This window comes from Bifidobacterium moraviense, assembly GCF_012932365.1.
Classification (GTDB): domain Bacteria; phylum Actinomycetota; class Actinomycetes; order Actinomycetales; family Bifidobacteriaceae; genus Bifidobacterium; species Bifidobacterium moraviense.
In genome coordinates this window covers 62,553-87,726 of record NZ_JAAIIH010000012.1, presented here as the reverse complement: position 1 = coordinate 87,726, position 25,174 = coordinate 62,553, and the positions used below count along the sequence as shown (strand labels likewise).

Sequence of the window (25,174 nt, the reverse complement as noted above, 5' to 3'; positions counted from 1 at the left end):
GTTTTCCTTGTTCGGGTCGTCTCCCTGCCTTCAAGGCAGGGATTTCATTGAGGGCCGGTCAAGGATTACGGCAAGCAGAAGGTCGAACAGGGTCTCCCTGCCTTCAAGGCAGGGATTTCATTGAGGGATGCCGCAGATCGCGGCCGTGACCGGCGACCGCAAGTCTCCCTGCCTTCAAGGCAGGGATTTCATTGAGGGTGCATGAGCGGCGGCGACGTCAGCAGCGGGATGTCAGTCTCCCTGCCTCCAAGGCAGGGATTTCATTGAGGGGTATACGGCAAGACCGCCACCGGCTCGGACGGCGAGGTCTCCCTGCCGCCAAGGCGGGAATTTCATTGAGGGCAGGACCAGCAGGGGCAGACCCGGTATACAAGCGAGTGTCTCCCTGTCGCCAAGGCAGGGATTTCATTGAGGTAGGATCAATGCAATAAGGATGTTGGTCCTTTTGGCAGTCTCCCTGTCGCCAAGGCAGGGATTTCATTGAGGTGTGTTGCCGTCTGAACCAACCGCCAGAGAATGGTAGTGTCTCCCTGCCGTTAAGGTAGGGATTTCATTGAGGAGAGGGCGCGGCGACCATGACCGTGCAGACCGGCACCGTCTCTCTGCCGTTAAGGCAGGGATTTCATTGAGGATCGGCCTTGGTCGGGGCTGCTGCCGCGGCGGCGGGTCTCCCTGCTGTCAAGGCAGGGATTTCATTGAGGAATGGACGACACGTATGTGATCGACCACGACAAACCGTCTCCTTGCCGTCAAGGCAGGGATTTCATTGAGGACTCGTACACCAGAACAGTCGCGAGGACGTCGAACGGTCTCCCTGCTGTCAAGGCGGGGATTTCATTGAGGAGACATGAACCGGCTGGCTGTGGACAACGCGGCCGGCAGGTCTCCCTGCCGCTAAGGTAGGGATTCATTGAGGAGCGATCCCGTACAAGGACTCCGGGCATGCCTCACGGTCTCCCTGCCGTCAATGCAGGGCTTTCATTGAGGGGACACGCTAGTGCCCACGGTGCAGCGCCAGGTGGGCAGTCGCCCTTCTTTCAAGGCAGGGTTTTCATTGAGGAAAGAACTGTGCCACGGTGCGCTTCGTCGGCAAGGGTATCCCTGCCTCTAATGCAGGGATACCCTTGAGATATGGATCTCGTTGTAAGATCGTCTCGAAGGGTTTTGGCTAGTTAGGATAGTTGGAATCATTTTAATGATGTCTTCCTGCCCTCAGGACAGGGCTTTCATTGAGGGGCGTGGGGCTACAACGGTTCCGGACAGTTGGGTGACGTCTTCCTGCCTCTAAGGCAAGGGTTTCATTGAGGGAAGTTGCCGCCCACGGCCGTGTCCTGGCCTGCGGCAGGTCTTCCTGCCCTCAGGGCGGGAACTTCATCGAGGCGTGATCGCCATGCATATCGACCGATACCACATTCATAACGTCTCTCTGTCTCTATGACGGGACTTCATTGAGGGATCGCAATTCCGGAAGGTAATCAGCCTACTGACACGGTTTGCTCTCAAAAAGGGGACCTCATTGAGAAAAGGCGTTGGTAAGAATCGAAGCTTGTTGTTCGAGGTGTTTCTTGCTCTTGAGACGGGAGCTTCATTGAGGAGTGCAGAACTCGCTGCAGCTGCCGGCAGTCTGTGGTCTCATTGTCTTCAATGTGGAGACTTCATTGAGGTTTAACCTGCAGACCGATGCGTTTGCGCAGATAGAAGTCTCCTAGTTGCCACGGCAAGGACTTTATTGGAGAGATGTAATATAATTTTTTGTGACTATAATGGATTGAAACTGGACCAGTAGAGGAGGTGCACTATGAAGAGTTTCAAAGGTGAGGGCGGCATTACGGTCACTGATGCGATGCTTGAGGATTGGGGCGAAGCTGCCGAGCGTGGCGATTATCCTGGTGAAAGTGCGGAAGAGACGTTCCATATAGGCGTTCCACCTACTGACGCTCAGGTTGCGGCCGGTGCCGGGCTGTCTTCCACACATGCAGGAAAGAATTAATTGATGCTATCGGTTTCGATGACGAATAACGCCTACTGTTGGACATGCATTAATCGTTGAGAATCTCGTGTGGATTACAATCAAAGCGTGTCAACTAGTTTGATGGCGGTCCCGGCTGCAGCTGAGTCGTCGATGTCCGGCGCTGCGGAGCGCGCAGGCCGATGCAGCCGGCGTGGGAGGACACTCGCGACAGTCGCCGGGACACTCAGAAGAAGGGACCTGACTTCTGAGTGTGCGGTCGGGATATGGGCGATGAATCGGTGACGGTATTTCGCAGGTTTTCGCCTCTCAGGAAGCCGTTGTACCGCGGATCGACACTCAGAAGTCGGGCCCCTTCTTCTGAGTGCCTCCGTGCGCCTCAGGTGCGCTTTGGAAATGTGCCGAGAAGGCGCAAGAGAAGTTAGTCCAAGCTGGAGGACTTGCCGTTCTTGCGATGATTTATGGTCGATAGAAGGCGAGCGGCGACGCTCCCACCGGTCACGAGTCCCGATCCGTCTTGCGTCCTCGCCCTCCCGCACGTGATCTCTTACAATGGCGTGGTCTGCGATGACTGGAGGTTCGCGTGAAGCTGCTCAGGCTGTTGTGGAGGCTGGTGATGGGGGAGATCGGCGAACCCGATTCCGGTCGGTTCGACAGCTCTGATCGCCCCGATGCCCGTCGGTCCGCGTCCCATCGCACCTCCGGCGGCGGATCGGCCTCCCGCACTGCTCGTACCGCCCATACCACTGCCGCCCATACCACGGGGAGGAAGTCCGCGGCGCCCTCGGACTCGTGCAACTCACGCAGGGGATCGAAGACCGCAGGCGGCTCCGGTTCCGCGTCCGTGTCGACGAGTCGCAGCCGACGGCCCAAGACGACGGCATCGCGATCAACGCAACAGACACAACAGGCGCAGCGGCCACGGCAGACGCGGCGGACACAGGCGACTCGGAAGACCGCTCAGCCGGCATCATCCGCGGAAGCCGTGCAGCCGATGCTATGGCCCGAACCGGAAGGGCGTACGGCGACGTCCGGCTCTGCCACCACATCCAACGTCGCCGCAGCCTCCAACACCGCGGCAGCCTCCAACGTCTCCGCACGCCCCCGCCTCAAAGCCCACCCGCCGCTCTCCGAGGCGCGTCTCGCCAAGGCGCGTGCCGTGCTCGGTCCCGTCGAAGGCCACGAGCTGAGCGACGAGCAGCTCAGCGCCATCGCTGGAGCCGGACACAACACGCTCGTGCTGGCGGGCGCCGGCACCGGCAAGACCACCGTGATCAACGGATACGTGGCGTGGCTGCTCGCCACCGGCCGCGCACGTCCCGAGCAGATCCTGGTGCTCTCCTTCACCAAGGCGTCCGCGGACGAGATGGCCGCGCGCATCCGCATGCAGACCGGCCAGCGCGTGCGCGCCTGCACGTTCCACAGCCTCGGACTGGAGATCTGCCGCGCCGCCACCGGCGCCAGGCTCACGGTGATGGGCCCCGACCGGCTCGACCGCGTGGTGTCCGACGCCTTCCGCGCGAGGCTCGCCGCCGACGAGGACTATAGGCGACTGGTGCTCGCCATGCTGCCGCCCGCGGTGCGCGGCGGATGGCGCGCGCTGCTGGGGCAGAACGTGCGCGGCGATTCCTCCGCGGTCTCGGGCGGCGATTCCGTCGGGGACGCGACATCGGTCTCATCCACGCCCGGAGTCGCACGTGGCGCCGCATCCGCCGCCGCGTCCGACACCGCCGCCGCCCGCGCATGCCGCCAGTACGCGGACCGTCTGCTCGCCGACGCGCGCACGATCATCCAGCACATGCGCGCGAACGGACTCGACGTCGCCGCGTTGCGCCGCCTCAACGCGGACGGTGCGCATTCCGGCGCACACTCCGCCGCGCGATCCGCCGTCCGCTCCAACGCCGGCCCCGCCCCGCGCGCGATCGGCCGCAACGCCGATCTCCTCGCCGTCATCGAACCGCTCTACGCCGCCTACGTCCATGCGCTCGCCGCCGAACACGGCGTGGACTTCGCCGGCATGATCGCCGACGCCGTCCATCAGGTGCGCGTCGGGCGATACGTGCACGGCTTCACGCACGTGCTCGTCGACGAATACCAGGACCTCTCCCGCCCGCGCTGCGAGCTCATCCGCGCCCTGCGCGAGCAGCGCGACTTCGACCTCTTCGCCGTGGGGGACGACTGGCAGTCGATCTACCGCTTCGCTGGCAGCGACATCCGCCTCATCCTCGATTTCCCCGACGTGTGGCGCGACTGGGGGCCGTCGCGCATGTTCCGCCTGAGCGTCACACGCCGCTTCCGCACCAGCCTCATCGAGGCGAGCGGACGGTTCGTCATGGCGGACGGGCACCTTTACGCCAAGCGGCTCACCTGCGAGAACCAGAAGCAGGACCATTCGGTCAAGGCGCTGGGCGGCATGACCGCGGCGGAACGGTTCGACGTGGTGACGGCGCAGCTCGCCAAGCTGCCCAGGCGTGCATCCGTGCTCATGCTGGGGCGGTATGCGTCGGACGTCGGACTGATCCTCGACAACGACCGCGAGGGACTGTTCGAGCTGCGGGACGCCGGAACGGACGGCGGCGCGGGGCGTCGTCTCGTGTTCCGCGACCGTCCGGATCTGGACATCCGATTCATGACCGTGCACGCCTCCAAGGGCCTGCAGTGCGACTTCACGTTCCTGCTGAGCTGTTCCGGCGGTGTGCGCGGGTTCCCGAGCGCCGTCCCGGACGAGCCGTTGCTTGGGCTGATCCTGCCGGAGACGGAGTCGTTCCCGGACGCCGAGGAGCGCCGCCTGTGCTACGTGGCGATGACCCGGTGCCGCAGGAAGCTGTTCCTCGTGGTGGACCGCGCGCGTCCCTCGCGGTTCATGTACGAGCTGCGCGACATCTGTCCCGGCGCGTTCCGCGGCGTGACGCTGCCTCCGCGCTGCCCGGACTGCGGCGAGGCGCTGACGCTCCGGCACGCGGCGTCGCGCGGCGGGGACGGCGCGTTCTACGGGTGCACGGCGTGGCCGGCGTGCGCGTTCACGCGGCCCTGCCGCTGACGCGTCGCCATGCCGCCCGGGGCGGCGCCGCCGATTCGCCGTCGCGCGCGTCTCGTCCGCGACGGCGCTATCATGGCCTGCGCGCAACAGTATGTGAAGGTTCCGTGTGGGGCCGGCAGGAGGGCGCGTCGGACGCGGATCGCGCGGGGCGCCCCGGACGAGAGATGAGAGAACAGAGGGACATATGACCACCGTCGCAGTCATCGGATGCACGCATGCCGGCACCTTCGCCGCACAGTCCATCCTCAGGGAACACCCGGATTGGACCGTGCACGTCTTCGAGCGCAACGACACGCTGTCGTTCCTGTCGTGCGGCATCGCGCTGTGGGTGGGCGACAACGTGTCCGACCCGGCCAAGATGTTCTATTCCTCCCCGGAGACGCTGGGGAACTTCGGCGCCACCATGCACATGCGCACCGACGTGCTCTCCGTGGACGTGGCCGCCAAGACGCTCCGCGCCAAGGACCTCGAGACCGGCGAGGAGACCGACTACTCCTTCGACAAGCTCGTGGTGACCACCGGTTCCAAGCCCGTGGTGCCGCCGATCCCCGGCATCGACTCGGACCGCGTGATGCTGTGCAAGAACTGGGAGCATGGCCAGGCCATCAAGCGCCGCGCGCGCAACGCCAAGTCCGTGGTGGTGGTGGGCGCCGGCTACATCGGCGCGGAGCTCGCCGAGCAGCTGAGCCTCGCCGGCGTGAAGGTCACGCTCGTCGACGCCGCGGAGCGCGTGCTGGCCAACAACTTCGACGGCGCCATCACCGCGCAGGTGGAGAAGGCGTTCATCAGCCACGGCGTCCGACTCGCGCTCGACCAGAAGGCCACCGCGTTCGAGGAGACCGAGGACGGCATCGCCGTCGTCACGGACAAGGGACGCTACGAGGGCGACTTCGCGATCCTGGCCATCGGCTTCCTGCCCGCCACCGACCTGCTGTCCGGCCAGGTGGACATGCTGCCCAACGGCGCGATCGTCGTGGACGAGTACATGCGCGCCAGCGTTCCGGACGTGTTCGCCGCGGGCGACGCCGCCACCGTGTTCTTCAACCCCTCCGGACGCTACGACTACATCCCGCTCGCCACGAACGCCGTGCGTCAGGGTCTGCTCGTGGGCCGCAACATCGAGAAGGCCACGCGCGCCTACATGGGCACGCAGGCCACCAGCGCCGTGCAGCTGTACGACCTGTCGCTCGCCGCGTCCGGCCTCACGTTCGAGGGCGCGCGCCGCCGCTGCATCGAGCTGTGCCAGACCGAGCTCACGGAGAACTACCGTCCGGACTTCATGGTCTCCACCACGCCCGTCACCTGCATCCTCACCTGGGATCCGGTCACGTTCGAGGTCAAGGGCGGCCAGTTCCTTTCCAAGGCCGACATCTCCGGCGCGGCGAACGTCGTCTCGATGGCGATCCAGTCGCACTACACGGTCGAGGACCTCGCCAACGTGGACTTCCTGTTCCAGCCGAACTTCGACAAGCCGATCTACTACGTGGGCGCGGTGGCGATGAAGGCCGCGTCCCAGGCGCGCAAGGCCTGAACCGGTTCTGTTCGCGTTTCGACGGCCGGCGCCCCGCGGATCGCTGCGGGACGCCGGCCGTTCGCGCATCCGGCGTCGCTACGCCAGATCCAGCGCCTTCATCAGCGAGGCGACGTGACCCTTCGCGCGCACGTTGTACCGGGCGATCGCGATGCGTCCGTCCGGCTCGATCACGAACGTGGAGCGGATCACGCCCACGTGGACCTTGCCGTACAGCTTCTTCTCGCCCCACGCGCCGTACGCTCGGTGCAGCGCGAGATCGGGGTCGCTCAGCAGCGGGAACGTCAGATGGTCGCGCTCGGCGAAGCGGCGCAGCCTGGCCAGCGGATCCTTCGAGACGCCCAGCACCGTCACGCCCGCCGCGGAAAGGCGATTGAGGTTGTCACGGAAGTCGCACGCCTCCGTGGTGCATCCGGGCGTCATCGCGGCCGGATAGAAGTACAGGACCACGCGGCGGCCCTGCGCGAGGACTTCGGACAGGGACACCTCGCGATCGGCGTGGCGCTGCGTGGCGTCTGATTGCGCGGCGTCGTCCGTGCCGTCCGATTGCGCGGGAACGACGGCCGGCAGGACGAAGTCCGGCGCCGTCTCGCCCGCCTCGAGACGTCGGGGGAGTTCCGTTTCGGGATGATCGGGATGACTGATTGCAGTGTTCGGTTCGGTGCTGCTCATGGGGCCAATCGTAGGCGCGATCGGGGGACGGGGCGCGTCGACGGTCCGGTCGCGGCCCCCCCATCGGGCCCCTCCGGGCAAGCGAACGGCCGGGTTTCGGCGCGATCGGCGTCATATCAAGGGCATCATCGGAAACCTGCCCCTTCGTTTGTCGGAAGGGCTCCGAGCCAGGCAAGCGAAGGCCCGGGTTTTCTTGAAACGCCCGTGATTTCAAGGACCCGATCGGAAACCCGCCCCTTCGCTTGCCGAAAGGAAGCCGGGCGGCGCCGGTCGGGGATCGCCGTCGGCACGACTCCGTTCCGTCGGCGCGAACGGGGTCGTCGTCGCAGATCGTCGTCGCAGTTCATCGCCCGATCGACGCCGACGCGCGCCCGCCTGCGGACGCCGGCACGCGCGGTCGGCGGCGTGGTGCTATAGTGTGCCCCGTGTCGCGATGATCCGTTATCAGCGGGGAGCGCTCGGAAGAACGGCCCGGCGCCGCGCGCATCGCGTATGGTCCCGTGCCCAGTAGAACCGACGGGTCCGGCCCGAGACAGCCGGTCGCAAGTGGTCGTGCGCGGCGCAAGCAGTCAGGAACGCGGCGCGCGGCAAGCGAGGTGGTACCGCGGTGGGCGGGGCTCAGTGCTCGGTTCGTCGTCCTCGTGAGTGGAACAACGAAGACTCACGCACGAGGAGACAACGGTGAGCGACAACGTATATCCCAAGGCGAACGAGGGCGGCGAGACCGCGCACGTCGCGCCGAACCCCAGCTTCCCCAACATGGAGGAAACGGTCCTTGGCTACTGGGACAAGGACGACACCTTCCAGAAGTCCGTGGAGCGCAATCCTTCCGGCGACCACAGCCAGAACGAGTTCGTGTTCTTCGACGGCCCGCCCTTCGCGAACGGCCTGCCGCACTACGGCCACCTGCTCACCGGCTACGCGAAGGACGTGATCCCGCGCTACCAGACCATGAAGGGCCGCAAGGTCAATCGCGTGTTCGGCTGGGACACGCACGGCCTGCCCGCGGAGCTCGAGGCGCAGAAGGAGCTCGGCATCGACTCGGTCGACCAGATCGAGAAGATGGGCATCGACAAGTTCAACGACGCCTGCCGCGCCTCCGTGCTCAAGTACACGCACGAATGGCAGGACTACGTGCACCGCCAGGCCCGCTGGGTCGACTTCGAGCACGGCTACAAGACGCTGAACATCCCGTACATGGAGTCCGTGATGTGGGCGTTCAAGCAGCTGTACGACAAGGGCCTCGCGTATCAGGGCTACCGCGTGCTGCCGTACTGCCCCAAGGACCGCACGCCGCTTTCCGCCCACGAGCTGCGCATGGACGCCGACGTCTACCAGGACCGTCAGGACACCACCGTCTCCGTGGCCGTGAAGTTGCGCGACGAGGATGCCTACGCCGTGTTCTGGACCACCACGCCGTGGACCGTGCCCACCAACTTCGCGATCGTCGTCGGCGCCGACATCGACTACGTCGAGGTCAAGCCCACCGAAGGCAAGTACGCGGGCAAGAAGTTCTACTTCGGCAAGGCCCTGCTGCCGCACTACGAGAAGGAGCTCGGCGAGAACTACGAGATCGTGCGCGAGCTCAAGGGCTCCGAGCTGGCCGGCCGCCGCTACTGGCCCGTCTTCCCGTACTTCGCGGGCGACGAAGCCGAGTCCGAGGGCCATGTGCCCGGACCGAACGGCTACACGATCTTCACCGCCGACTACGTCGACACCGTCGAGGGCACCGGCCTCGTGCACCAGGCACCCTACGGCGAGGACGATATGAACACGCTCAACGCCAAGGGCGTCAAGAGCACCGACGTGCTCGACGCCGGCTGCCGCTTCACCGCGCAGTGCCCCGACTACGAGGGCATGTACGTGTTCGACGCCAACACGCCGATCCTGCGCAACCTGCGCAACGGCGACGGCCCGCTCGCCCAGATCGACGAGGACAAGCGCGCGATCCTCTTCCAGGAGAAGAGCTACGTGCACTCCTACCCGCACTGCTGGCGCTGCGCCACGCCGCTCATCTACAAGCCGGTGAGCTCCTGGTTCGTGTCCGTGACCAAGATCAAGCCGCGCCTGCTGGAGCTCAACCAGCAGATCAACTGGATCCCGGAGAACGTGAAGGACGGCCAGTTCGGCAAGTGGCTCGCCAACGCCCGCGACTGGTCCATCTCCCGCAACCGCTTCTGGGGCTCGCCCATCCCGGTGTGGGTGTCCGACGACCCGAAGTACCCGCGCGTGGACGTGTACGGCTCGCTTGAGGAGCTCAAGCGCGACTTCGGCGACTACCCGCGCGACCGCGACGGCAACGTGAACATGCACCGCCCGTGGATCGACGACCTGACCCGCGTCAACCCGGACGATCCGACCGGCAAGAGCCACATGCACCGCATCCCCGACGTGCTCGACTGCTGGTTCGAGTCCGGCTCCATGTCGTTCGCGCAGTTCCACTACCCGTTCGAGAACAAGGAGAAGTTCGAGCAGCACTTCCCGGCCGACTACATCGTCGAATACATCGGCCAGACCCGCGGCTGGTTCTACCTGCTGCACGTCATGGCCACCGCGCTGTTCGACCGTCCGGCGTTCAAGAACGTGATCTGCCACGGCATCGTGCTCGGCTCCGACGGCCAGAAGATGTCGAAGCACCTCAGGAACTACCCGGACGTCAACGGCGTGTTCGACAAGTACGGCTCCGACGCGATGCGCTGGTTCCTCATGTCGTCCCCGATCCTCAGGGGCGGCAACCTGATCGTCACCGCCGAGGGCATCCGCGACACCGTGCGCCAGGTCATGCTGCCGCTGTGGAGCTCCTACTACTTCTTCACTCTGTACGCCAACGCGGCCAACAAGGGCAAGGGCTTCGACGCCCGTCTGCTCCGTGCCGACGAGGTGTCCGCGCTGCCCGAGATGGACCGCTACCTGCTGGCGCGTCTGCGCAGGCTCGTCGCCGGCGTGCAGCATTCGCTCGACACGTTCGCCATCTCCGACGCGTGCGACGAGGTGAGCGACTTCATCGACATGCTCACCAACTGGTACATCCGCAACACGCGCGACCGCTTCTGGAACGAGGACGCCGACGCGTTCAACACGCTGTACACCGCCCTCGAGGTGCTGTGCCGCGTGATGGCGCCGCTCGCCCCGATGGAGACCGAGACGATCTGGCGCGGCCTGACCGGCGGCGAGTCCGTGCATCTGGCCGATTGGCCGTTCCTCGCGGACGAGAAGACCGGCGAGCCCACCGAGCTCGGCAGGGTGCTCGTGGCCGACGACAAGCTCGTGGCCGCCATGGAGAAGGTGCGCGAGGTGGTCTCCGGCACGCTCTCGCTGCGCAAGGCCCAGCAGATCCGCGTGCGTCAGCCGCTCGCCAAGCTCACCGTGGTGGTGGAGGACGTGGACGACGTCAGGGCGTACGCCGACATCCTCAAGTCCGAGCTCAACGTCAAGGACATCGAGTTCTGCACCATGGAGGACGCCGGCTCGCAGGGTCTGAAGATCGTGCACGAGCTGCGTGTCAACGCGCGCGTGGCCGGCAAGCGTCTGCGCAAGGACGTCCAGCTGGCCATCAAGGCGTCCAAGAGCGGCGCCTGGCACGTGGGCGCGGACGGCGCGCCCGTGGTGGAGACCCCGAACGGCGAACTGACGCTGGTGGACGGCGAGTACGAGCTCATCAACCGCGTGGAGGAGCAGGACGCCGCCGAGGCGTCCGTGTCCGTGTCCGCGGCGCTGCCGACCGGCGGCTTCGTGATCCTCGACACCGCGCTGACGCCGGAGCTCGAGGCCGAGGGCTATGCGCGCGACGTGATCCGTGCCGTGCAGGACGCCCGCAAGGCCGCCGACCTCGACATCGCCGACCGCATCAGCCTCGAGCTGACGGTGCCGGCCGACGACGTGGCCAAGGTCGAGGAATTCCGCGACCTCGTGGCGCACGAGACGCTGGCCACCTCGCTGACCGTGACCGCCGGCGACGAGCTCGGCGTCAAGGTCGCCAAGGCCACCGAGGAGTGACGATCGCCGCGACGTGATGATCGCCGTGGCATGACGGGCATGACGCCGATCGCGGCGTGATGCCCGTCCGATCGTCCGATTCCGGGCGAAGGCCCCGATCCGTGCGATGCGGATCGGGGCCTTCGTCGTCGCGGCGCCATGCGACCCGTGCGCGACGGCTCGGGGGAGTGCGCCGATCGCAACGTTGCCGCGAAGGGCCATCGAGGAACCGGCTCGCCGACGTTTCGACGGCAGTCCGCGGCAACGTTGCGATGATCGGCGGCCGCGTCGGGAATGCCGGACCGTCACGCCGGCGGCATCGTGCTGGCGACATCGCATCGGCGGCCCGTCGTATCATCGGCCGTGAAGGACACTTCCCCGCGAAAGGACGGACGATGACGACTGAACCTATGGCGGACGCGGCCGACGAGCTGCGTTCCCCGACCCTCACGCTCAACGACCCGGCGCACACCGTGATCCCGCAGATCGGATTCGGCACGTTCCAGATCCCCGCCGCCGACACGCAGCGCGCGGTCGAGGAGGCGCTGGAGATCGGCTACCGCCACATCGACACCGCAGCCGCCTACTACAACGAGGAGGCCGTGGGCGCGGCGCTCAGGGCCACCGGCATGGCGGGCAAGGTCTTCGTGGCGACGAAGCTGCGCAACTGCGATCAGGGCTACGACCAGACGCTCATCGCGTTCGAGGAGTCGCGCCGCAAGCTCGGCCTCGACGTGGTGGACATGTACCTCATCCACTGGCCCATGCCGCGCATCGACGCGTACCGCCAGACGTGGAAGGCGCTGTTGAAGCTGCGCGAGGAGGGCGCGATCCGCGTGGCGGGCGTGAGCAACTTCCTGCCCGAGCATCTCGAAGCGCTCAAGGAGAATTCCGGCGAACTGCCCGCCGTCAACCAGATCGAGAACCATCCGCGATACTCGCAGCCGGCCACGCGCGCCTACTGCGCCGAGCACGGCATCGCCGTGGAGGCGTGGAGCCCGCTGGGCCACGGCGGCGACATGTCGGCCGAGCCGATCGTCGCGGCGGCCGAGGCGCATGGCGTCACGCCCGCCGAGGTGGTGCTGCGCTGGCATACGCAGTCCGGCCGCATCATCATCCCCAAGTCCAAGCACCCCGATCGCATGCGCCAGAACCTCGCATCCGCGCGCTTCGACCTCACCGCAGCCGAGCTCGCCGCCATCGACGCGCTGGATGCGCCGGAGGGACGCATCGGCGCCGACCCCGTCACGTACGTGCAGTCGCAGTCGTGGGCCGACCAGAAGGCGCGCGGCAACGTCTGACGGGCGGCGCGGCATGGATGACGGCGAGTCGGTCGGCAGTGCATCGGCAAACAGCGCGCCGGCAGATGACGACGAACGGGCGTGGATCGCGGCGACGCTGCAGCGGCTGTCGCGATCCGCGTTCCGTGCTAGGTTCACGCTGAGTACCAGGGATCGCGCCTATGCCCGTGCCAAGGGACGCGTCACGATCGCGCGGCATGCGCATGAGATGCTGCGCGAGCGGGTGGGGGATGCCGAGCCTCGCAACGACGGGCGGCAGACGCCATGGCGCGGGCACCCGGTGTTCACCGCACAGCATGCCACGGCGACCTGCTGCCGTGGATGCATCGCCAAGTGGCACGGCATCCCCAAGGGGCGCGCGCTCACCGACGAGGAAACGGACCGGCTCGCGGACCTCGTCATGGCGTGGATCGATCGCGACCTCGCCGCACATCCCGCGCCGGCGCCCATGCCGCCTGTGCGCTCCGGGCAGGCTGAGCAGGATGCGCGTTCTGGGCGGGTTGAACAGACTGGGCGCACTGGGCAGGGTGAACAGGCTGAGCAGACTGGGCACACTGGGCGGGCTGAGCAGGCTGGGCGTGCTGTGCCGTCTGTGCGCTCTGGACAGGCGGCATGGGCTGCGCGTTCTGGGCGGGCTGAACAGTCTGGGCGCACTGGGCAGCCTGGGCGTGCTGTGCCGTCTGGTGCGGCGCGATCTGACGCCGCGCATTCCCCGGGATCGCCTGTGCAGCCGTCGCTGTTCTGACCCGATGGGCCCGGACGGTTGCCGGACGACGGCGGCCGGACGAGCAGATGGGCGAGGCCGATAGGCGAGACAGATGGGCGGAACCGCCTCACCGGAATTGCCGCACCGGGATTGTCACGTCGGAATTGCCGTGCCGGAGTTGCCGTGCCGGAGTTGCCGTGCCGGGCCCGTGAATGACGGGCTGAAACATCGCACACCACGTAGACGCGCGGCCCCGGACACCGGCCCCGTGAATTACGGGCTGAAAAGGACGAAATCTCGGATTCCAAGCGTCAAACCCCCGCCGGAGCGTCCATTTCGCGCTTGGAATTCCGGTTTTCGTCCTTTTGAGCCCGCAATTTTCGGGGGAGACAGTCAGACTCCGAGTAGTAGGGCGGGGGAGCGGACCGCGAGTGCGCGCAGCTACTGCATGCTCGTGCGCTGGGACGGCTCAGAGGCGGGGGACGGACCGCGGGCGGGCGTGGCTACTGGCGTGCGATGGGCGCGAGCTGCACGGCGGTGCCGGAGACCGTCACCATGAGCATGTCGCCGCCCTGCCCGAGCACCTCGTAGTCCACGTCCACGCCCACCACGGCATGCGCGCCCAGCTCGCCGGCGCGCTGCTCCATCTCGGCGATGGCCTGCTGGCGGGCGTTGACCAGCTCGTTCTCGTAGCCCTGCGAACGGCCGCCGAAGATGTTGCGCAGTCCCGCGCCCATGTCCTTGAACATGTTGACGCCGCTGATGACCTCGCCGAACACGATGCCGTAGTAGCCGGTGATGCTGTAGCCCTCGACGGTGGGGGTGGTGGTGACGATCATGGGAACCTCCGTGGTTGACGTGCGGATGACGATGGTCCCCTCCAGTCTACGGGGCCGGCCGCGGGCGCGCCATCTCAGCATTCGGGAGCATTCGGACGGATGGTCCGCAGCGGCCCCGCCCGGTCAGCGCGGGAACCTACACTGAGGGCTATGAGCGAGAACATCATGCGAATCATCGACCTTCGTGGCCGTCAACTGTCCCGTGCCGAGCTGCTTGCGGCCATGCCGCGCGCCGCGATGGGCACCTCCGAGGCCTCCGATCTGGTGCGTCCGATCCTGGAGGACGTCAAGGAGCGCGGCGCCGCCGCCCTGCGCGACTTCGAGGAGAAGTTCGACCACGTGCGCCCGAAGCACCTGCGCGTGCCGGCCGAGGCCATCGCCGCCGCTCTCGACACCCTCGACCCCGAGGTGCGTGCCGCCATCGAGGAATCCGTGCGCCGCGCCCGCGCCGTCGCCGCCAACCAGGTCCCCAAGGACTTCCACACCGATCTCGCCCCCGGCGCCCGCGTGGCCGAACGCTGGATCCCGATCCAGCGCGTGGGCCTGTACGTGCCCGGCGGCAAGGCCGTCTACCCGAGCTCCGTGATCATGAACGCCGTGCCGGCGCAGGCCGCAGGCGTTGAATCGCTGGCCATCGCCACGCCGCCGGCGCGCGATGACGCCGAAGGCCTGCCCAACAAGACCATCCTCGCCACCTGCGCGATCCTCGGCGTCGACGAGGTATACGCCGTGGGCGGCGCGCAGGCCATCGCCATGTTCGCGTACGGCGCCAAGGGCTCCGAGCCGCAGGACGGCGACGTGCTGTGCGATCCGGTCGACAAGATCACCGGCCCCGGCAACATCTTCGTGGCCACCGCCAAGTCGCTCGTGTCCGCGTTCGTGGGCATCGACGCCGTGGCCGGCCCCACCGAGATCGGCATCATCGCCGACAAGACCGCCAACCCGAGCCTCGTGGCCGCCGACCTCATCGGCCAAGCCGAGCACGACGAGCTCGCCGGCTCCGTGCTGTTCACCGACTCCCCGGAGTTCGCCGAGAAGGTGCAGGAGAACCTCGCCTACCGCGTGCCGCGCACCGAGCACGCCGAGCGCGTGCACACGTCGCTGTCCGGCACCCAGTCCGCGATCGTCCTCACGGACGGCCTCGACCAGTCCATCGACGCCGCCAACGCGTACGCCGCCGAGCATCTGGAGATCCAGACCGCCGACGCGGACGCCGTCGTCAAGCGTATCAAGAACGCCGGCGCCATCTTCCGCGGCCCGTACTCGCCGGTCCCGCTGGGCGACTACATGTCCGGCTCCAACCACGTGCTGCCCACCGGCGGCACCGCACGCTTCGCCGCCGGCCTTGGCGTGCACACGTTCATGAAGCCGGTCGAGGTCATCGAATACGACGAGGAAGGTCTCAAGGCGCTGGCCGCGCGCATCAACGCGTTCGCCGTGTCCGAGGACCTGCCCGCGCACGGCGAGTGCGTCCTGTCCCGCTTCGTCAGGGACCCGTACGACAAGGCGACCCTGCGCGAGCAGGAGAAGGAAGCGGGCCTTCGATGAGCACGATCCCCGCAAGCCTGCCGCTGCGCAACGACCTGATCGGCGAGGAGCCGTACGGTGCGCCGCAGCTCGACGTGCCCGTCTGCCTCAACGTCAACGAGAATCCGTACGCGCCCGACCCGGCCGTGTGCGACACGATCGCCCGCCGCGTGCGCGAGATCGCGCCGACGCTCAACCGCTACCCGGACCGCGAGCACATCGAGCTGCGCCGCGCGTTCTCCACGTATCTGGAGCGCGAATCCGGCGTGAGGCTCGACGTGGACGAGCTGTGGGGCGCCAACGGCTCCAACGAGATCATGCTCCAGCTGTTCCAGGCGTTCGGCGGCCCGGGCCGCATCGCGCTCGGCTGCGATCCCACGTACTCGATGTACCCCGAGTACGCGCGCGACACGTTCACCGAATGGAAGCTCGCGCACCGCAACCCCGACTTCACGCTCAACGTGGAACGCACGATCGAGGCGATCCACGACGTGAAGCCCGCGATGGTGCTCATCACCAGCCCCAACAACCCCACCGGCACGCCGCTGGACCCCGCCGACCTGAAGGCGCTGCTCAAGGCGTGCGAAACCGCCGACGTGGCAGGCGCGCCCGAAGGCGTGCACCCGGTGCTCGTGGTGGACGAGGCGTACGTGGAGTTCCGCAACCCCGGCACGCCCAGCGCCGTGGAGCTGATCAAGGACCATCCGAACCTTGCGGTGAGCCGCACGATGAGCAAGGCGTTCGCGTTCGCGGGCGCACGCGTCGGCTATCTCGCCGCGTCCAGGGGCATCATCGACTGCGTGCGCATCGTGCGCATGCCGTACCACCTGTCCGCCGTGACGCAGGCCGCGGCCATCGCCGCGTTCGAGCACACGGACGAGCAGCTGAGCCGCGTGAGCCATCTACGCGAGACGCGCGAGGCGACCGCCGCATGGCTCAGGGCGCAGACGTACAAGGGCCAGCCGCTCGAGGTGGCGCAGTCCGAATCGAACTTCCTGCTGTTCGGCGGGCATTTCGACGATCGCGACGCCATCTTCGAGGAGCTGCTCAAGCGCGGCATCCTCATCCGCGTGGTCGGCCCGGACGGCTGGCTGCGCGTGTGCATGGGCACGGATGACGAAATGGCGAAATTCCGCGAAGGACTCGCCGAAGTGCTGCGTATAGTGGAAGCCGGCTGAACCGGACGCAACCGGACGCTTCGACGTCGCGCGGCGGGCGGACACCATATCGGCGTCCGCCCGTTCGCGCATGGGCCGACCGGACGGCCCGACACCCGCAGAGCAAGGAAAAGGGAACCATGGCACGAACCGCACACATCGTCCGCGAGACGAGCGAATCCAGCATCGATCTGGAACTCAACCTCGACGGCACCGGCATGACCGACATCGATACGTCCGTGCCGTTCTACAACCACATGATGAACGCGCTGGGCAAGCACTCGCTCATCGACCTCAGGATCCACGCCCACGGCGACACCGACATCGACGTGCACCACACCGTGGAGGACACGGCCATCGTGTTCGGCGAGGCGCTCAGGCAGGCGCTCGGCGACAAGCGCGGCATCCGCCGCTTCGCCGACGCCACCGTGCCGCTGGACGAGGCGCTCGCCAAGGCCGTCGTCGACATCTCGGGACGTCCCTACTGCGTGTGCTCCGGCGAGCCCGCAGGCTTCGAATACTGCATGATGGGCGGTCATTTCACCGGTTCGCTGGTGCGCCACGTCATGGAATCCATCGCTCTGCACGCCGGCATCTGCCTGCACATGCAGGTGCTGGCCGGGCGCGACCCGCACCACATCGCCGAGGCCGAGTTCAAGGCGCTGGCGCGTGCGCTGCGCTTCGCCGTCGAACCGGACCCGCGCATCCAGGGCCTGATCCCGAGCACGAAGGGAAGCCTGTGATGAGCGACGATCCGCGTTCCGACGACCTCAACGACGATTTCAACGACGATTTCAACTCCGACGACGCGCATTTCTCCGACGAGGAGCTCGAGGCGGCGCTGGCCGGATTCGAGAAGGAGTTCGCCGAGGAGGACGCGAAGAACGACGCGAAGAACGACGGCGCATCGGCGGGCGACGCCGACGCGGGCACGGGTGAGCTTGACGGCGACCCGTCCGCCGGATTCGACGACGAGCTCGAGGGGCTGCTGGGCAACAAGGCCAAGGCCGCCGTGCTCATCACGCGTCTGGCCAGTGCCGAACTGCTCGCCGCGTTCTGCCAGATCTCCGACATCTCCGCCGACTGCGTCACCTCCAAGGAGGGGGCGGTGGCGGTGCTCTCCAACCTGTCCGGCGACGGTCCGGAGGCGGCGGCGCGCGACCTGACGACCGTGGTCAACGGCATGGCGATCGTGCTGGCCGTCAACCGCGCGGACAAGCTCGAGGCCACGATGTATCTCAAGGGCAAGGCGGGGGAGACCTTCGCGCCGCCCGTGCTGTTCTCGTCCACCGCGCCGTTCGTGGAGGACCTCATGCTCGGCATCACCACCGTGGACGGGCTCAGGGGCCAGGGCCTCGCCGTGGTGCCCACGTCCGGCTACGACCATGACGCCGCCATGAAGGTGATCGCCGAACACACCCGCTTCGGCCGCGGCGGCGCCACGCACGGCTCCCGCGTCCAGTGACCGCGGACCCGGTGACCGTGCCGAAACAGCGGACCGTTAGAATCCGTTTCGCAACCCCTGAAGGAGTGTGACATGACCAAGATCGTGGTATTCGACTACGGCTTCGGCAACGTGCGGTCGATGGTGCGTGCCCTCGCCAACCTCGGCGCTGACGCCACGCTGACGTCCGACTACCGTCAGGCGCTCGAGGCCGACGGCCTCGTGGTGCCCGGCGTCGGCGCGTTCGCCGCCTGCGTCCGGGGACTGAGGCAGGTAAGCGGCGACCGCGTGATCTACGACCGCATCCGGGCCGACCGTCCGGTGCTCGGCGTGTGCGTGGGCCTGCAGATCATGTTCGATCTGGGCCTCGAGCACGGCGAGAACGCACAGGGACTGGGCCTCATCGGCGGCACCGTGGCGCCGCTGGACGCGCCCGTGGTACCGCACATGGGCTGGGACACCGTGCAGGCCGATCCCGGCACCACGCTGCTCAGGGGCATCGAGGACGAGCGGTTCTACTACGTGCACTCCTACGCCGCCATGAACGCCGAACCGGCCGATCTGAGCCGCGAGCAGATCGACCTGGACGGCGTCGACCAGCACGTCTCGTGGTGCGAATACGGCAACAGCCATTTCGTGGCTGCCTACGAGCGCGGCCGCATCGCCGCCACGCAGTTCCATCCCGAGAAGTCGGGCGACGCCGGCGCGCAGCTGCTGCGCAACTGGATCGCGTCGTTCTGATCCGGCCGATCCGGCAAGTTCCAGACACCGAACGAGACATCGAACGAAAGGAATCCGTTATGTCATTGACGCTGCTGCCCGCCGTGGACGTTCGCGACGGCAAGGCCGTCCGGCTCAGGCAGGGCGAGTCCGGTTCCGAGACCGACTACGGCTCGCCGCTCGACGCCGCCCGCACGTGGGTGGAGGCCGGCGCCGAGTGGATCCATCTGGTGGATCTGGACGCCGCGTTCGGCACGGGGGACAACCGCGCCCAGCTGCGCGAGATCGTGCGGGAGCTGGGCGACAAGGTCAACATCGAGATGTCCGGCGGCGTGCGCGACGACGCGTCGCTCGACGCCGCGCTGGAAGCCGGTGCCGCGCGCGTCAACATCGGCACCGCCGCGCTGGAGAACCCCGACTGGACCGCCGAGGCGATCCGCCGGTACGGCGACCGCGTGGCCGTGGGCCTCGACGTGCGCGGGCACACCCTTGCGGCCCGCGGCTGGGTCAAGGAGGGCGGCGACCTGTTCGAGACCATGAAATTCCTCGACTCCGTGGGCTGCTCGCGCTACGTGGTCACCGACGTCGCGCGCGACGGCATGATGAGCGGCCCGAACCTCACGCTGCTCAGGGAGGTCGCCGAGCGCACCGACGCGAAGGTGACCGCGTCCGGTGGCATCGCCAAGCTGGACGATCTGCGCGCGATCCGCGGGCTCGCCGACCTCGGCGTCGACTCGGCGATCCTCGGCAAGTCCCTGTACGCCCGCGCGTTCACCCTCGAGGAGGCCCTCAGGGTCGCGGCCTGACGGCGCGCGTTGTGCCCCGTCAGCCTTGGGTGGCTTTTTATCCCCGTCGTCCTTGGGTGGCTTTTTACCCCCGTCGTCCTGGGCGGCTTTGTTCTCGTCGCGCTAGACGGCTTTTACCCACCCCGTCATCCTGAGCGAAGGCCGTAGGCCGTAGTCGAAGGATCCTTTTGTTGCATGTCAAGGATCCTTCGACTCGCTGCGCTCGCTCAGGATGACGAGGTAAAGAATGCTCGCTCAGGATGACGAGGGGCGCGCTTTGCTTAGGGGTGACGCGGGTGGTTGCGTTCGCTACGGCTGTCTTCCGTGTTGTTCCCCGATCGGCGGTGCGACGCGCCGTCCCGTGGTGTGCCTTGGAGCCGCACGCGTCAGTCGGCTTGGCGGGTGACCGTCGGCGACGCGTCCTTTGCGTCCGCGTCATCATGAGGGGGCCGTACCGTTCCGCTGTCCTGAGTGGACTTTATCCCCCTGTCATCCTGAGCGAAGGCCGTAGGCCGTAGTCGAAGGATCCTTTCGGTGCATGTCAAGGATCCTTCGACTCGCTGCGCTCGCTCAGGACGACGAGGTAAAGAATGCTCGCTCAGGATGACGGGCGTGGTGCGCTTTGCTTAGGGGTGGCGCGGGTGGCACGCTCGTTCAGGATGACGGGACGGATAAAACAGCCTGCTCAGGATGACGAGGATGGCGCGCCCGCTCAGGATGACGGGGTGCCGCGCATGGCAACGTCACTTGGCGCAGGGCAGCACGCCCTTCTTGATGAGCGACTTGAAGACCTTGTAGTCCTCCTCGGTCTGGTCCGCATAGCTCACCGCGAAGGACGCGATCGCGCGGTCGAACTCGTCGGAGCCGCCCAGATAGTTCGCGATGGCCGTCGAATCGCCGGTGCGCGCATGGGCATGCGCCAGGCACCAGGCGCACATGCGGCCCAGATCCGACAGCGCCAGGTCGTTGAGATGGTCGATGTCGATCGACCCCTTGCCGTTCCACAGCTGGCGCACGTAGTAGTCGCGCGGGCGGCCGTCCTCGGCGATGAACGACGACCAGCCGAGCATCACGTCCGCCGTGGACTGGATGAGCTTCTGCCCCTGCACCACGCGCTCGCCGTGCGTGGCATACGGGCTCTTGCCGCAGAAGCGCTCCAGCACCGAGGCGGTGGCCTCCTTCATCTGCAGGATCAGCGGGTCGTCGATGTCGCGACCGGTGTACATCGCCACCCAGGCGCGCTGGCCCACCGAGCCCACGCCCACTACCTTGCGCGCCGCGTCGTGGAACCGGTAGTGGTCGAGCACGCGGCGGCGGTCGTCGTACAGGCTGTCGCGGTAGTTGGCGAGCAGCGTGTCGATGCGTTCGCGCAGCGCCTCGTGGTCGGCGTACTGCGTGAGCTCGTCGATCGGCACCAGCTCGGGCGGCGCGCTGTTGAAGCACAGCCGGTCGCCCTCGAAGTGCGCCAGCTTGGCGGCCGCCGCATCGGAATCCTTGAGCCGCGCCTTCATCGCCGCGGCGCGCAGCGTGCGGTTCTTGCGCCCGTCGCGCGTGGACTCGTAGCGGTCCAGCGTATGCTCCACGTCCAGATGGTCGTACCACGCTTCGAGATAATCCATCTTGGAGAACTGGTCGATGCGGTTGCGGTACGTGTGCACGCAGCGTTCCACGGCGGCCCGACGCGCCTTCTCCTTGATGCCGTTGGCGCGGCCGCACACCTCGACGCTCACGGCGAGGCGCTTGATGTCCCACTCCCACGGGCCGGTGGCGGTCTCGTCGAAGTCGTTGATGTCGAAGACGAGGTGCGCCGAAGGGGAGCGGAAGATGCCGAAGTTGCCGATGTGCGCGTCGCCCACGGCCTGCACGGGGATGCCGGTGACCGGCGTGCGTGCCAGATCGTTGGCCATGATCAGCGCCGTGCCGCGGTAGAACGTGAACGCGCTCGCGCTCATGCGCGCGTAGCGCAGCGGGACTAGATCCGGCACGCGCTGCGCCGACTGCTCCTCCAGCAGTCCGATCACGTCGCGCCGGCCCTCGCGCACCTGCCAGATCGCGTGGCTCTCCAGAGGCGCCTTGGCGCGCGCGGCGATGCCGGCCCGGGCGCGTTGGCGCGGATCGTCGTGCTCCACCCAGGATCCGACGTCCACCTGCGGGTACTCGCGCGGCTGCGGCGCCGCGGTGCTGGTCTTCTCGCTCATGCCGACTAGCATAATCCCCGCCGCGTGTTAACGCATGACGTAATAATGTCATGCCACCATGGTCCGCATGGATAAACAGCAGGAGTTTGCTCTGCGCACGGTCGAGGAACGCGACGTGCGCTTTATTCGTTTGTGGTTCACCGATGTGCTGGGAACGCTGAAGTCCGTCGCGATCGCTCCGGCGGAGCTGGAGGCCGCATTCGAGGAGGGGCTCGGATTCGACGGTTCGGCGATCGAGGGCATGACGCGCGTGTCCGAGGACGACATGATCGTGCAGCCCGACCCGTCCACCTTCCAGATCCTGCCGTGGCGCGGCGGCCCGCAGGGCACGGCGCGCATGTTCTGCGACATCCTCACCCCCGAGGGCGAACCGTCGCTCGGCGATCCGCGCCACGTGCTCAAGCGCGCGCTCGCCAAGGCCAAGGACCGCGGCTTCACGTTCTACGTGCATCCCGAGATCGAGTTCTACCTGTTCGAGAACCAGGAGGACTGGTCCAAGCCGCCCAAGGCCATCGACGACGGCGGCTACTTCGACCACGTGCCGCGCAGCCCGGGCATGGACTTCCGCCGCGCCACCGTGAACATGCTCGAGCAGATGGGCATCTCGGTGGAGTACTCGCATCACGAGGCGGGCCCCGGCCAGAACGAGATCGATCTGCGCTACGCCGACGCCCTGACCACCGCGGACAACATCATGACGTTCCGCACCGTGGTCAAGGAGATCTCGCTGGAGCGCGGCATCCACGCCAGCTTCATGCCCAAGCCACTGGCCGACGCGGCCGGCTCCGGCATGCACACCCACCTGAGCCTGTTCGAGGGTGACTCCAACGCGTTCTACGAGGCCGGCCAGGAGTTCAACATGTCGCTCACCGCGCGCCAGTTCGCGGCGGGCATCCTGCACCACGCCGCGGAGATCACCGCCGTGTGCTGCCAGTACGTCAACTCGTACAAGCGTCTGTGGGGCGGCAACGAGGCGCCGAGCTACATCTGCTGGGGCCACAACAACCGTTCCGCGCTGCTGCGCATCCCGCAGTACAAGCCCGGCAAGGGCAATTCGGCGCGCATCGAATACCGCGCGCTCGACCCGGTGGCCAACCCGTATCTCGCGTACTCGCTGCTGCTCGCCGCGGGCCTCGACGGCATCGACCAACAGATGACGCTGGACGAGCCCACCAGTGACGACGTGTGGGAACTGACCGACGCCGAGCGTCAGGCCATGGGCATCCAGCCTCTGCCGAGCTCGCTCGACGAGGCGCTCAAGATCATGGAGCGCTCCGACTTCGTGGCCGACGTGCTCGGCGAGCACGCGTTCGAGTACTTCCTGCGCAACAAGCGTCAGGAGTGGACCGAATACAACAGCCAGGTCACGCCGTTCGAGCTGGCCAAGTACCTGCGCCGCCTGTAGCGTCCAACGCCACGACGATGGCCCGGTCTCCCGTGGTGGAGACCGGGCCATCGTCGTGTTTCGCGCCGCGCGCTACCATGCGCCGCCGAGCGGTCCTACTTCGCGGGCAGCCCGTCGACGTCGAAGTCCTGGTCGAGCTGCGGCGCCCGGTATCCGCCGAACGTGACGTGCAGCTGATCGGTGGTGTTCTCCAGTCGATACACCTCGGTCACCGTGCCTTCCGCGCCGGGCTGGAGCCGACGATACGGGGAGCGGCTCTGGTCCACGTCCGGATCGTCGAGCGACGTGCTCTTGAGCTCCGTGCCGCCCTGCGTGACCTTCGGATACGAGAGATCCTCGAACGAGAACGGGTGCTTGGCCTGATTGACCCACTCGAACGTCACCAGCACCGCGTCCTTGTCGTCGTAGTCCTTGCCCACGTACCTGACACCGGATACGCGGAACGCCATGGACATGACGGTGTGCTCGGACTTGTAGAGCCGGTACGTCTGCGTCATGCCGGTGGTGTCCGCCTCGGATTCGGGCCTGAGGGCGCCTTCGGCGTCCGACTGCGCCAGCGGCGTCATCGCGTCCGCGCCGTCGGCGAACGCGAAGCCGCGGCGGACGTAGCGGTCCGAGTAGTAGTCGCCGGCCTCGGCCATCACGTCTGAGTCGTCGCGCAGCACGTAGGCGATGGTCACGTCCAGCGTGGCGCCCGGCTGGATGTCGGTGCTGCGCGAGCGCGAGTCGTAGTAGTCCAGGCCGTCGGGGTCGGCATCGGACATATGGTCAAAGTCGTAGATGTTCGTCTCGTCCAGCCCCACGCCGTGCTGGTATGCCGCGTACCCGAAGGAGTCGAACGACTGCGCCTCCGAGCCGCGGTTCGTCACGTGGTACGTGATCATGACGGTCTTCTTGCCCGGCTTGTTGCTGCCCTCGTAGGTGTCCGCGGCGCGCCGGGCCGCGGTGATCGACACGTCGGCCTTGTCGTCGTCGAATCGGGCGATCGTGCCGGACTCGTAGGCGACCACGGGATCGTCGTCCACCTCCGGCTCGTCGTCGGAGGAGTAGTCGGAGTCGTCGTCGGATGACGAGCCGTCCGACGACCAGGACCAGGACCAGGACCGCGACGTGCCGTACGACATGAGCGGGTTGTAACCGTTGCGCACCACCGTCACCGCGGCGGAGGCGGAACTGATGATCATCCATGCCGACAGCGCCAGGGAGAACAGCGCCCGTCCCCTGCCGCCCCGCCCCGAACCGCCGGCCGTCCGCACGAGCGCGATGAGTCCGCACAACGCGGCCGCCGCACCGAACGCCGTCGTCAGGACGGGGATCGTCTTCATGCACCACGCGATGATCGCGAGGACTATCGCGGCCGTGGCCCAGCCGTTGGTGCGTCCGGACGCCGCGGCGGAGCCCGATGCGCCCGAGCCTTTCGCGCCGCCGCGGGACGTCTGGGCATGGCCGTGGGAGCCGCCGGGCGTCTGCGCGCGCGGAGCGGGGGACGTCTGCTGATCGTACGGGCTCTGCTCGTACGGCGTCTGCTGGAAGGACGACCGGTCCTGTCCCGAGTCGTCGCCGACGTGGTCGGACGTCTGGATCCGCACCGGGGCCGGTCGGCTCGGGCGAGAGCCGGACATCGCGGCGTTCCGGCGCTGCTTGGCCGAGAGCGGCGGCTTGGCGGCGGATCCGGAGCCGCCGTTCGTTCCCCTGCCGCCGCCCCGTGCCGCGGTCACCTGCGCGTCGTTGTGCGCGTCGAGCGTCTGGCGTCTGGCATCGCGCTTCCTTGCCTGCTTCTCCTCGCGTTCCAGCGCCTTGGCCGGATCCACGTAGTCCTGCGTCTCGTCGGCGTCGAACGGGGATACGTATCCGTCGCCGTTGCGGTCCCTGCCGTAGAACAATCCCATCTGAGCCCCCTCGCCT

Annotated in this window: 16 protein-coding genes and 1 pseudogene; 13 read left to right on the top strand and 4 right to left on the bottom strand. The window is 67.1% G+C overall.

The window, feature by feature from the left end:
• Window positions 1-1,798 precede the first annotated feature (1,798 nt).
• From G1C96_RS07735 to G1C96_RS07725, 3 genes are all read left to right on the top strand, one after another.
• Window positions 1,799-1,990 (top strand): hypothetical protein, encoded by a 192-nt coding sequence (locus G1C96_RS07735; protein ID WP_169276011.1) that lies wholly within the window; start codon window positions 1,799-1,801, stop codon window positions 1,988-1,990.
• Window positions 1,991-2,963: 973 nt separating this feature from the next.
• Window positions 2,964-5,009 carry a UvrD-helicase domain-containing protein gene (locus tag G1C96_RS07730; protein ID WP_169276010.1) on the top strand — a complete coding sequence of 682 codons (2,046 nt, stop codon included), beginning with the start codon at window positions 2,964-2,966 and terminating at the stop codon, window positions 5,007-5,009.
• A gap of 184 nt (window positions 5,010-5,193) precedes the next feature.
• Window positions 5,194-6,540 (top strand): NAD(P)/FAD-dependent oxidoreductase, encoded by a 1,347-nt coding sequence (locus G1C96_RS07725; RefSeq protein ID WP_169276009.1) that lies wholly within the window; start codon window positions 5,194-5,196, stop codon window positions 6,538-6,540.
• Window positions 6,541-6,618: 78 nt separating this feature from the next.
• On the opposite strand, the gene G1C96_RS07720 is transcribed toward G1C96_RS07725, so the two are convergent.
• Window positions 6,619-7,212, bottom strand: coding sequence for a peroxiredoxin (locus G1C96_RS07720; protein WP_169276008.1), 594 nt, complete (start codon window positions 7,210-7,212; stop codon window positions 6,619-6,621).
• A gap of 681 nt (window positions 7,213-7,893) precedes the next feature.
• Here G1C96_RS07720 and ileS point away from each other — a divergent pair.
• From ileS to G1C96_RS10295, 3 genes and pseudogenes are all read left to right on the top strand, one after another.
• Window positions 7,894-11,208: a mupirocin-resistant isoleucine--tRNA ligase gene (gene ileS, locus G1C96_RS07715; protein WP_169276007.1), complete on the top strand. Its 3,315-nt coding sequence runs from the start codon at window positions 7,894-7,896 to the stop codon at window positions 11,206-11,208.
• Between the two features lie 374 nt (window positions 11,209-11,582).
• Complete coding sequence (locus G1C96_RS07710) at window positions 11,583-12,488, top strand: aldo/keto reductase (protein ID WP_417852179.1); 906 nt, start codon at window positions 11,583-11,585, stop codon at window positions 12,486-12,488.
• A 13-nt stretch (window positions 12,489-12,501) separates the two neighbouring features.
• Window positions 12,502-12,924 (top strand): annotated as a pseudogene (locus G1C96_RS10295) (DUF4186 domain-containing protein); the annotation flags it as partial.
• Window positions 12,925-13,697: 773 nt separating this feature from the next.
• Here G1C96_RS10295 and G1C96_RS07700 read toward each other — a convergent pair.
• Entirely contained in the window at window positions 13,698-14,033 is a 336-nt protein-coding gene (locus G1C96_RS07700) for a putative heavy metal-binding protein (RefSeq protein WP_169276005.1), read from the bottom strand.
• A gap of 150 nt (window positions 14,034-14,183) precedes the next feature.
• Between G1C96_RS07700 and hisD the strand changes: the two genes are divergently transcribed.
• The 6 genes from hisD to priA all read left to right on the top strand — a co-directional run bounded on the left by hisD (window position 14,184) and on the right by priA (window position 19,687).
• Window positions 14,184-15,581, top strand: a complete 1,398-nt coding sequence (gene hisD / locus G1C96_RS07695) for a histidinol dehydrogenase (RefSeq protein ID WP_169276004.1) — start codon at window positions 14,184-14,186, stop codon at window positions 15,579-15,581.
• The gene (locus tag G1C96_RS07690) at window positions 15,578-16,738 is read left to right on the top strand and encodes a histidinol-phosphate transaminase (protein WP_169276003.1); all 1,161 of its coding nucleotides are present in this window, start codon (window positions 15,578-15,580) and stop codon (window positions 16,736-16,738) included. Before hisD ends, G1C96_RS07690 begins: the two co-directional genes overlap by 4 nt.
• Before the next feature lie 119 nt (window positions 16,739-16,857).
• Complete coding sequence (gene hisB / locus G1C96_RS07685) at window positions 16,858-17,460, top strand: imidazoleglycerol-phosphate dehydratase HisB (RefSeq protein ID WP_169276002.1); 603 nt, start codon at window positions 16,858-16,860, stop codon at window positions 17,458-17,460.
• Window positions 17,460-18,182: a hypothetical protein gene (locus tag G1C96_RS07680; RefSeq protein WP_169276001.1), complete on the top strand. Its 723-nt coding sequence runs from the start codon at window positions 17,460-17,462 to the stop codon at window positions 18,180-18,182. The genes hisB and G1C96_RS07680 overlap by 1 nt, the downstream gene beginning before the upstream one ends.
• A gap of 72 nt (window positions 18,183-18,254) precedes the next feature.
• Complete coding sequence (hisH, locus tag G1C96_RS07675) at window positions 18,255-18,902, top strand: imidazole glycerol phosphate synthase subunit HisH (RefSeq protein WP_169276000.1); 648 nt, start codon at window positions 18,255-18,257, stop codon at window positions 18,900-18,902.
• A 59-nt stretch (window positions 18,903-18,961) separates the two neighbouring features.
• Window positions 18,962-19,687: a bifunctional 1-(5-phosphoribosyl)-5-((5-phosphoribosylamino)methylideneamino)imidazole-4-carboxamide isomerase/phosphoribosylanthranilate isomerase PriA gene (gene priA / locus G1C96_RS07670; RefSeq protein WP_169275999.1), complete on the top strand. Its 726-nt coding sequence runs from the start codon at window positions 18,962-18,964 to the stop codon at window positions 19,685-19,687.
• A gap of 722 nt (window positions 19,688-20,409) precedes the next feature.
• On the opposite strand, the gene G1C96_RS07665 is transcribed toward priA, so the two are convergent.
• The gene (locus G1C96_RS07665) at window positions 20,410-21,864 is read right to left on the bottom strand and encodes a DUF2252 domain-containing protein (RefSeq protein ID WP_240945161.1); all 1,455 of its coding nucleotides are present in this window, start codon (window positions 21,862-21,864) and stop codon (window positions 20,410-20,412) included.
• 67 nt (window positions 21,865-21,931) lie between these two features.
• Between G1C96_RS07665 and glnA the strand changes: the two genes are divergently transcribed.
• Window positions 21,932-23,269, top strand: a complete 1,338-nt coding sequence (gene glnA, locus G1C96_RS07660; protein ID WP_169275997.1) for a type I glutamate--ammonia ligase — start codon at window positions 21,932-21,934, stop codon at window positions 23,267-23,269.
• Between the two features lie 95 nt (window positions 23,270-23,364).
• Here glnA and G1C96_RS07655 read toward each other — a convergent pair whose 3' ends face one another.
• Window positions 23,365-25,158, bottom strand: coding sequence for a DUF5067 domain-containing protein (locus tag G1C96_RS07655; RefSeq protein WP_169275996.1), 1,794 nt, complete (start codon window positions 25,156-25,158; stop codon window positions 23,365-23,367).
• Window positions 25,159-25,174 lie beyond the last annotated feature (16 nt).

Bases quoted from the DNA above. Each gene is read 5' to 3' on its own strand.
- G1C96_RS07735 (WP_169276011.1), top strand. From the start codon at position 1,799: ATGAAGAGTTTCAAAGGTGAGGGCGGCATTACGGTCACTGATGCGATG.
- G1C96_RS07730 (WP_169276010.1), top strand. From the start codon at position 2,964: ATGCTATGGCCCGAACCGGAAGGGCGTACGGCGACGTCCGGCTCTGCC.
- G1C96_RS07725 (WP_169276009.1), top strand. From the start codon at position 5,194: ATGACCACCGTCGCAGTCATCGGATGCACGCATGCCGGCACCTTCGCC.
- G1C96_RS07720 (WP_169276008.1), bottom strand. From the start codon at position 7,212: ATGAGCAGCACCGAACCGAACACTGCAATCAGTCATCCCGATCATCCC.
- G1C96_RS07710 (WP_417852179.1), top strand. From the start codon at position 11,583: ATGACGACTGAACCTATGGCGGACGCGGCCGACGAGCTGCGTTCCCCG.
- G1C96_RS07700 (WP_169276005.1), bottom strand. From the start codon at position 14,033: ATGATCGTCACCACCACCCCCACCGTCGAGGGCTACAGCATCACCGGC.
- hisD (WP_169276004.1), top strand. From the start codon at position 14,184: ATGAGCGAGAACATCATGCGAATCATCGACCTTCGTGGCCGTCAACTG.
- G1C96_RS07690 (WP_169276003.1), top strand. From the start codon at position 15,578: ATGAGCACGATCCCCGCAAGCCTGCCGCTGCGCAACGACCTGATCGGC.
- hisB (WP_169276002.1), top strand. From the start codon at position 16,858: ATGGCACGAACCGCACACATCGTCCGCGAGACGAGCGAATCCAGCATC.
- G1C96_RS07680 (WP_169276001.1), top strand. From the start codon at position 17,460: ATGAGCGACGATCCGCGTTCCGACGACCTCAACGACGATTTCAACGAC.
- hisH (WP_169276000.1), top strand. From the start codon at position 18,255: ATGACCAAGATCGTGGTATTCGACTACGGCTTCGGCAACGTGCGGTCG.
- priA (WP_169275999.1), top strand. From the start codon at position 18,962: ATGTCATTGACGCTGCTGCCCGCCGTGGACGTTCGCGACGGCAAGGCC.
- G1C96_RS07665 (WP_240945161.1), bottom strand. From the start codon at position 21,864: ATGAGCGAGAAGACCAGCACCGCGGCGCCGCAGCCGCGCGAGTACCCG.
- glnA (WP_169275997.1), top strand. From the start codon at position 21,932: ATGGATAAACAGCAGGAGTTTGCTCTGCGCACGGTCGAGGAACGCGAC.
- G1C96_RS07655 (WP_169275996.1), bottom strand. From the start codon at position 25,158: ATGGGATTGTTCTACGGCAGGGACCGCAACGGCGACGGATACGTATCC.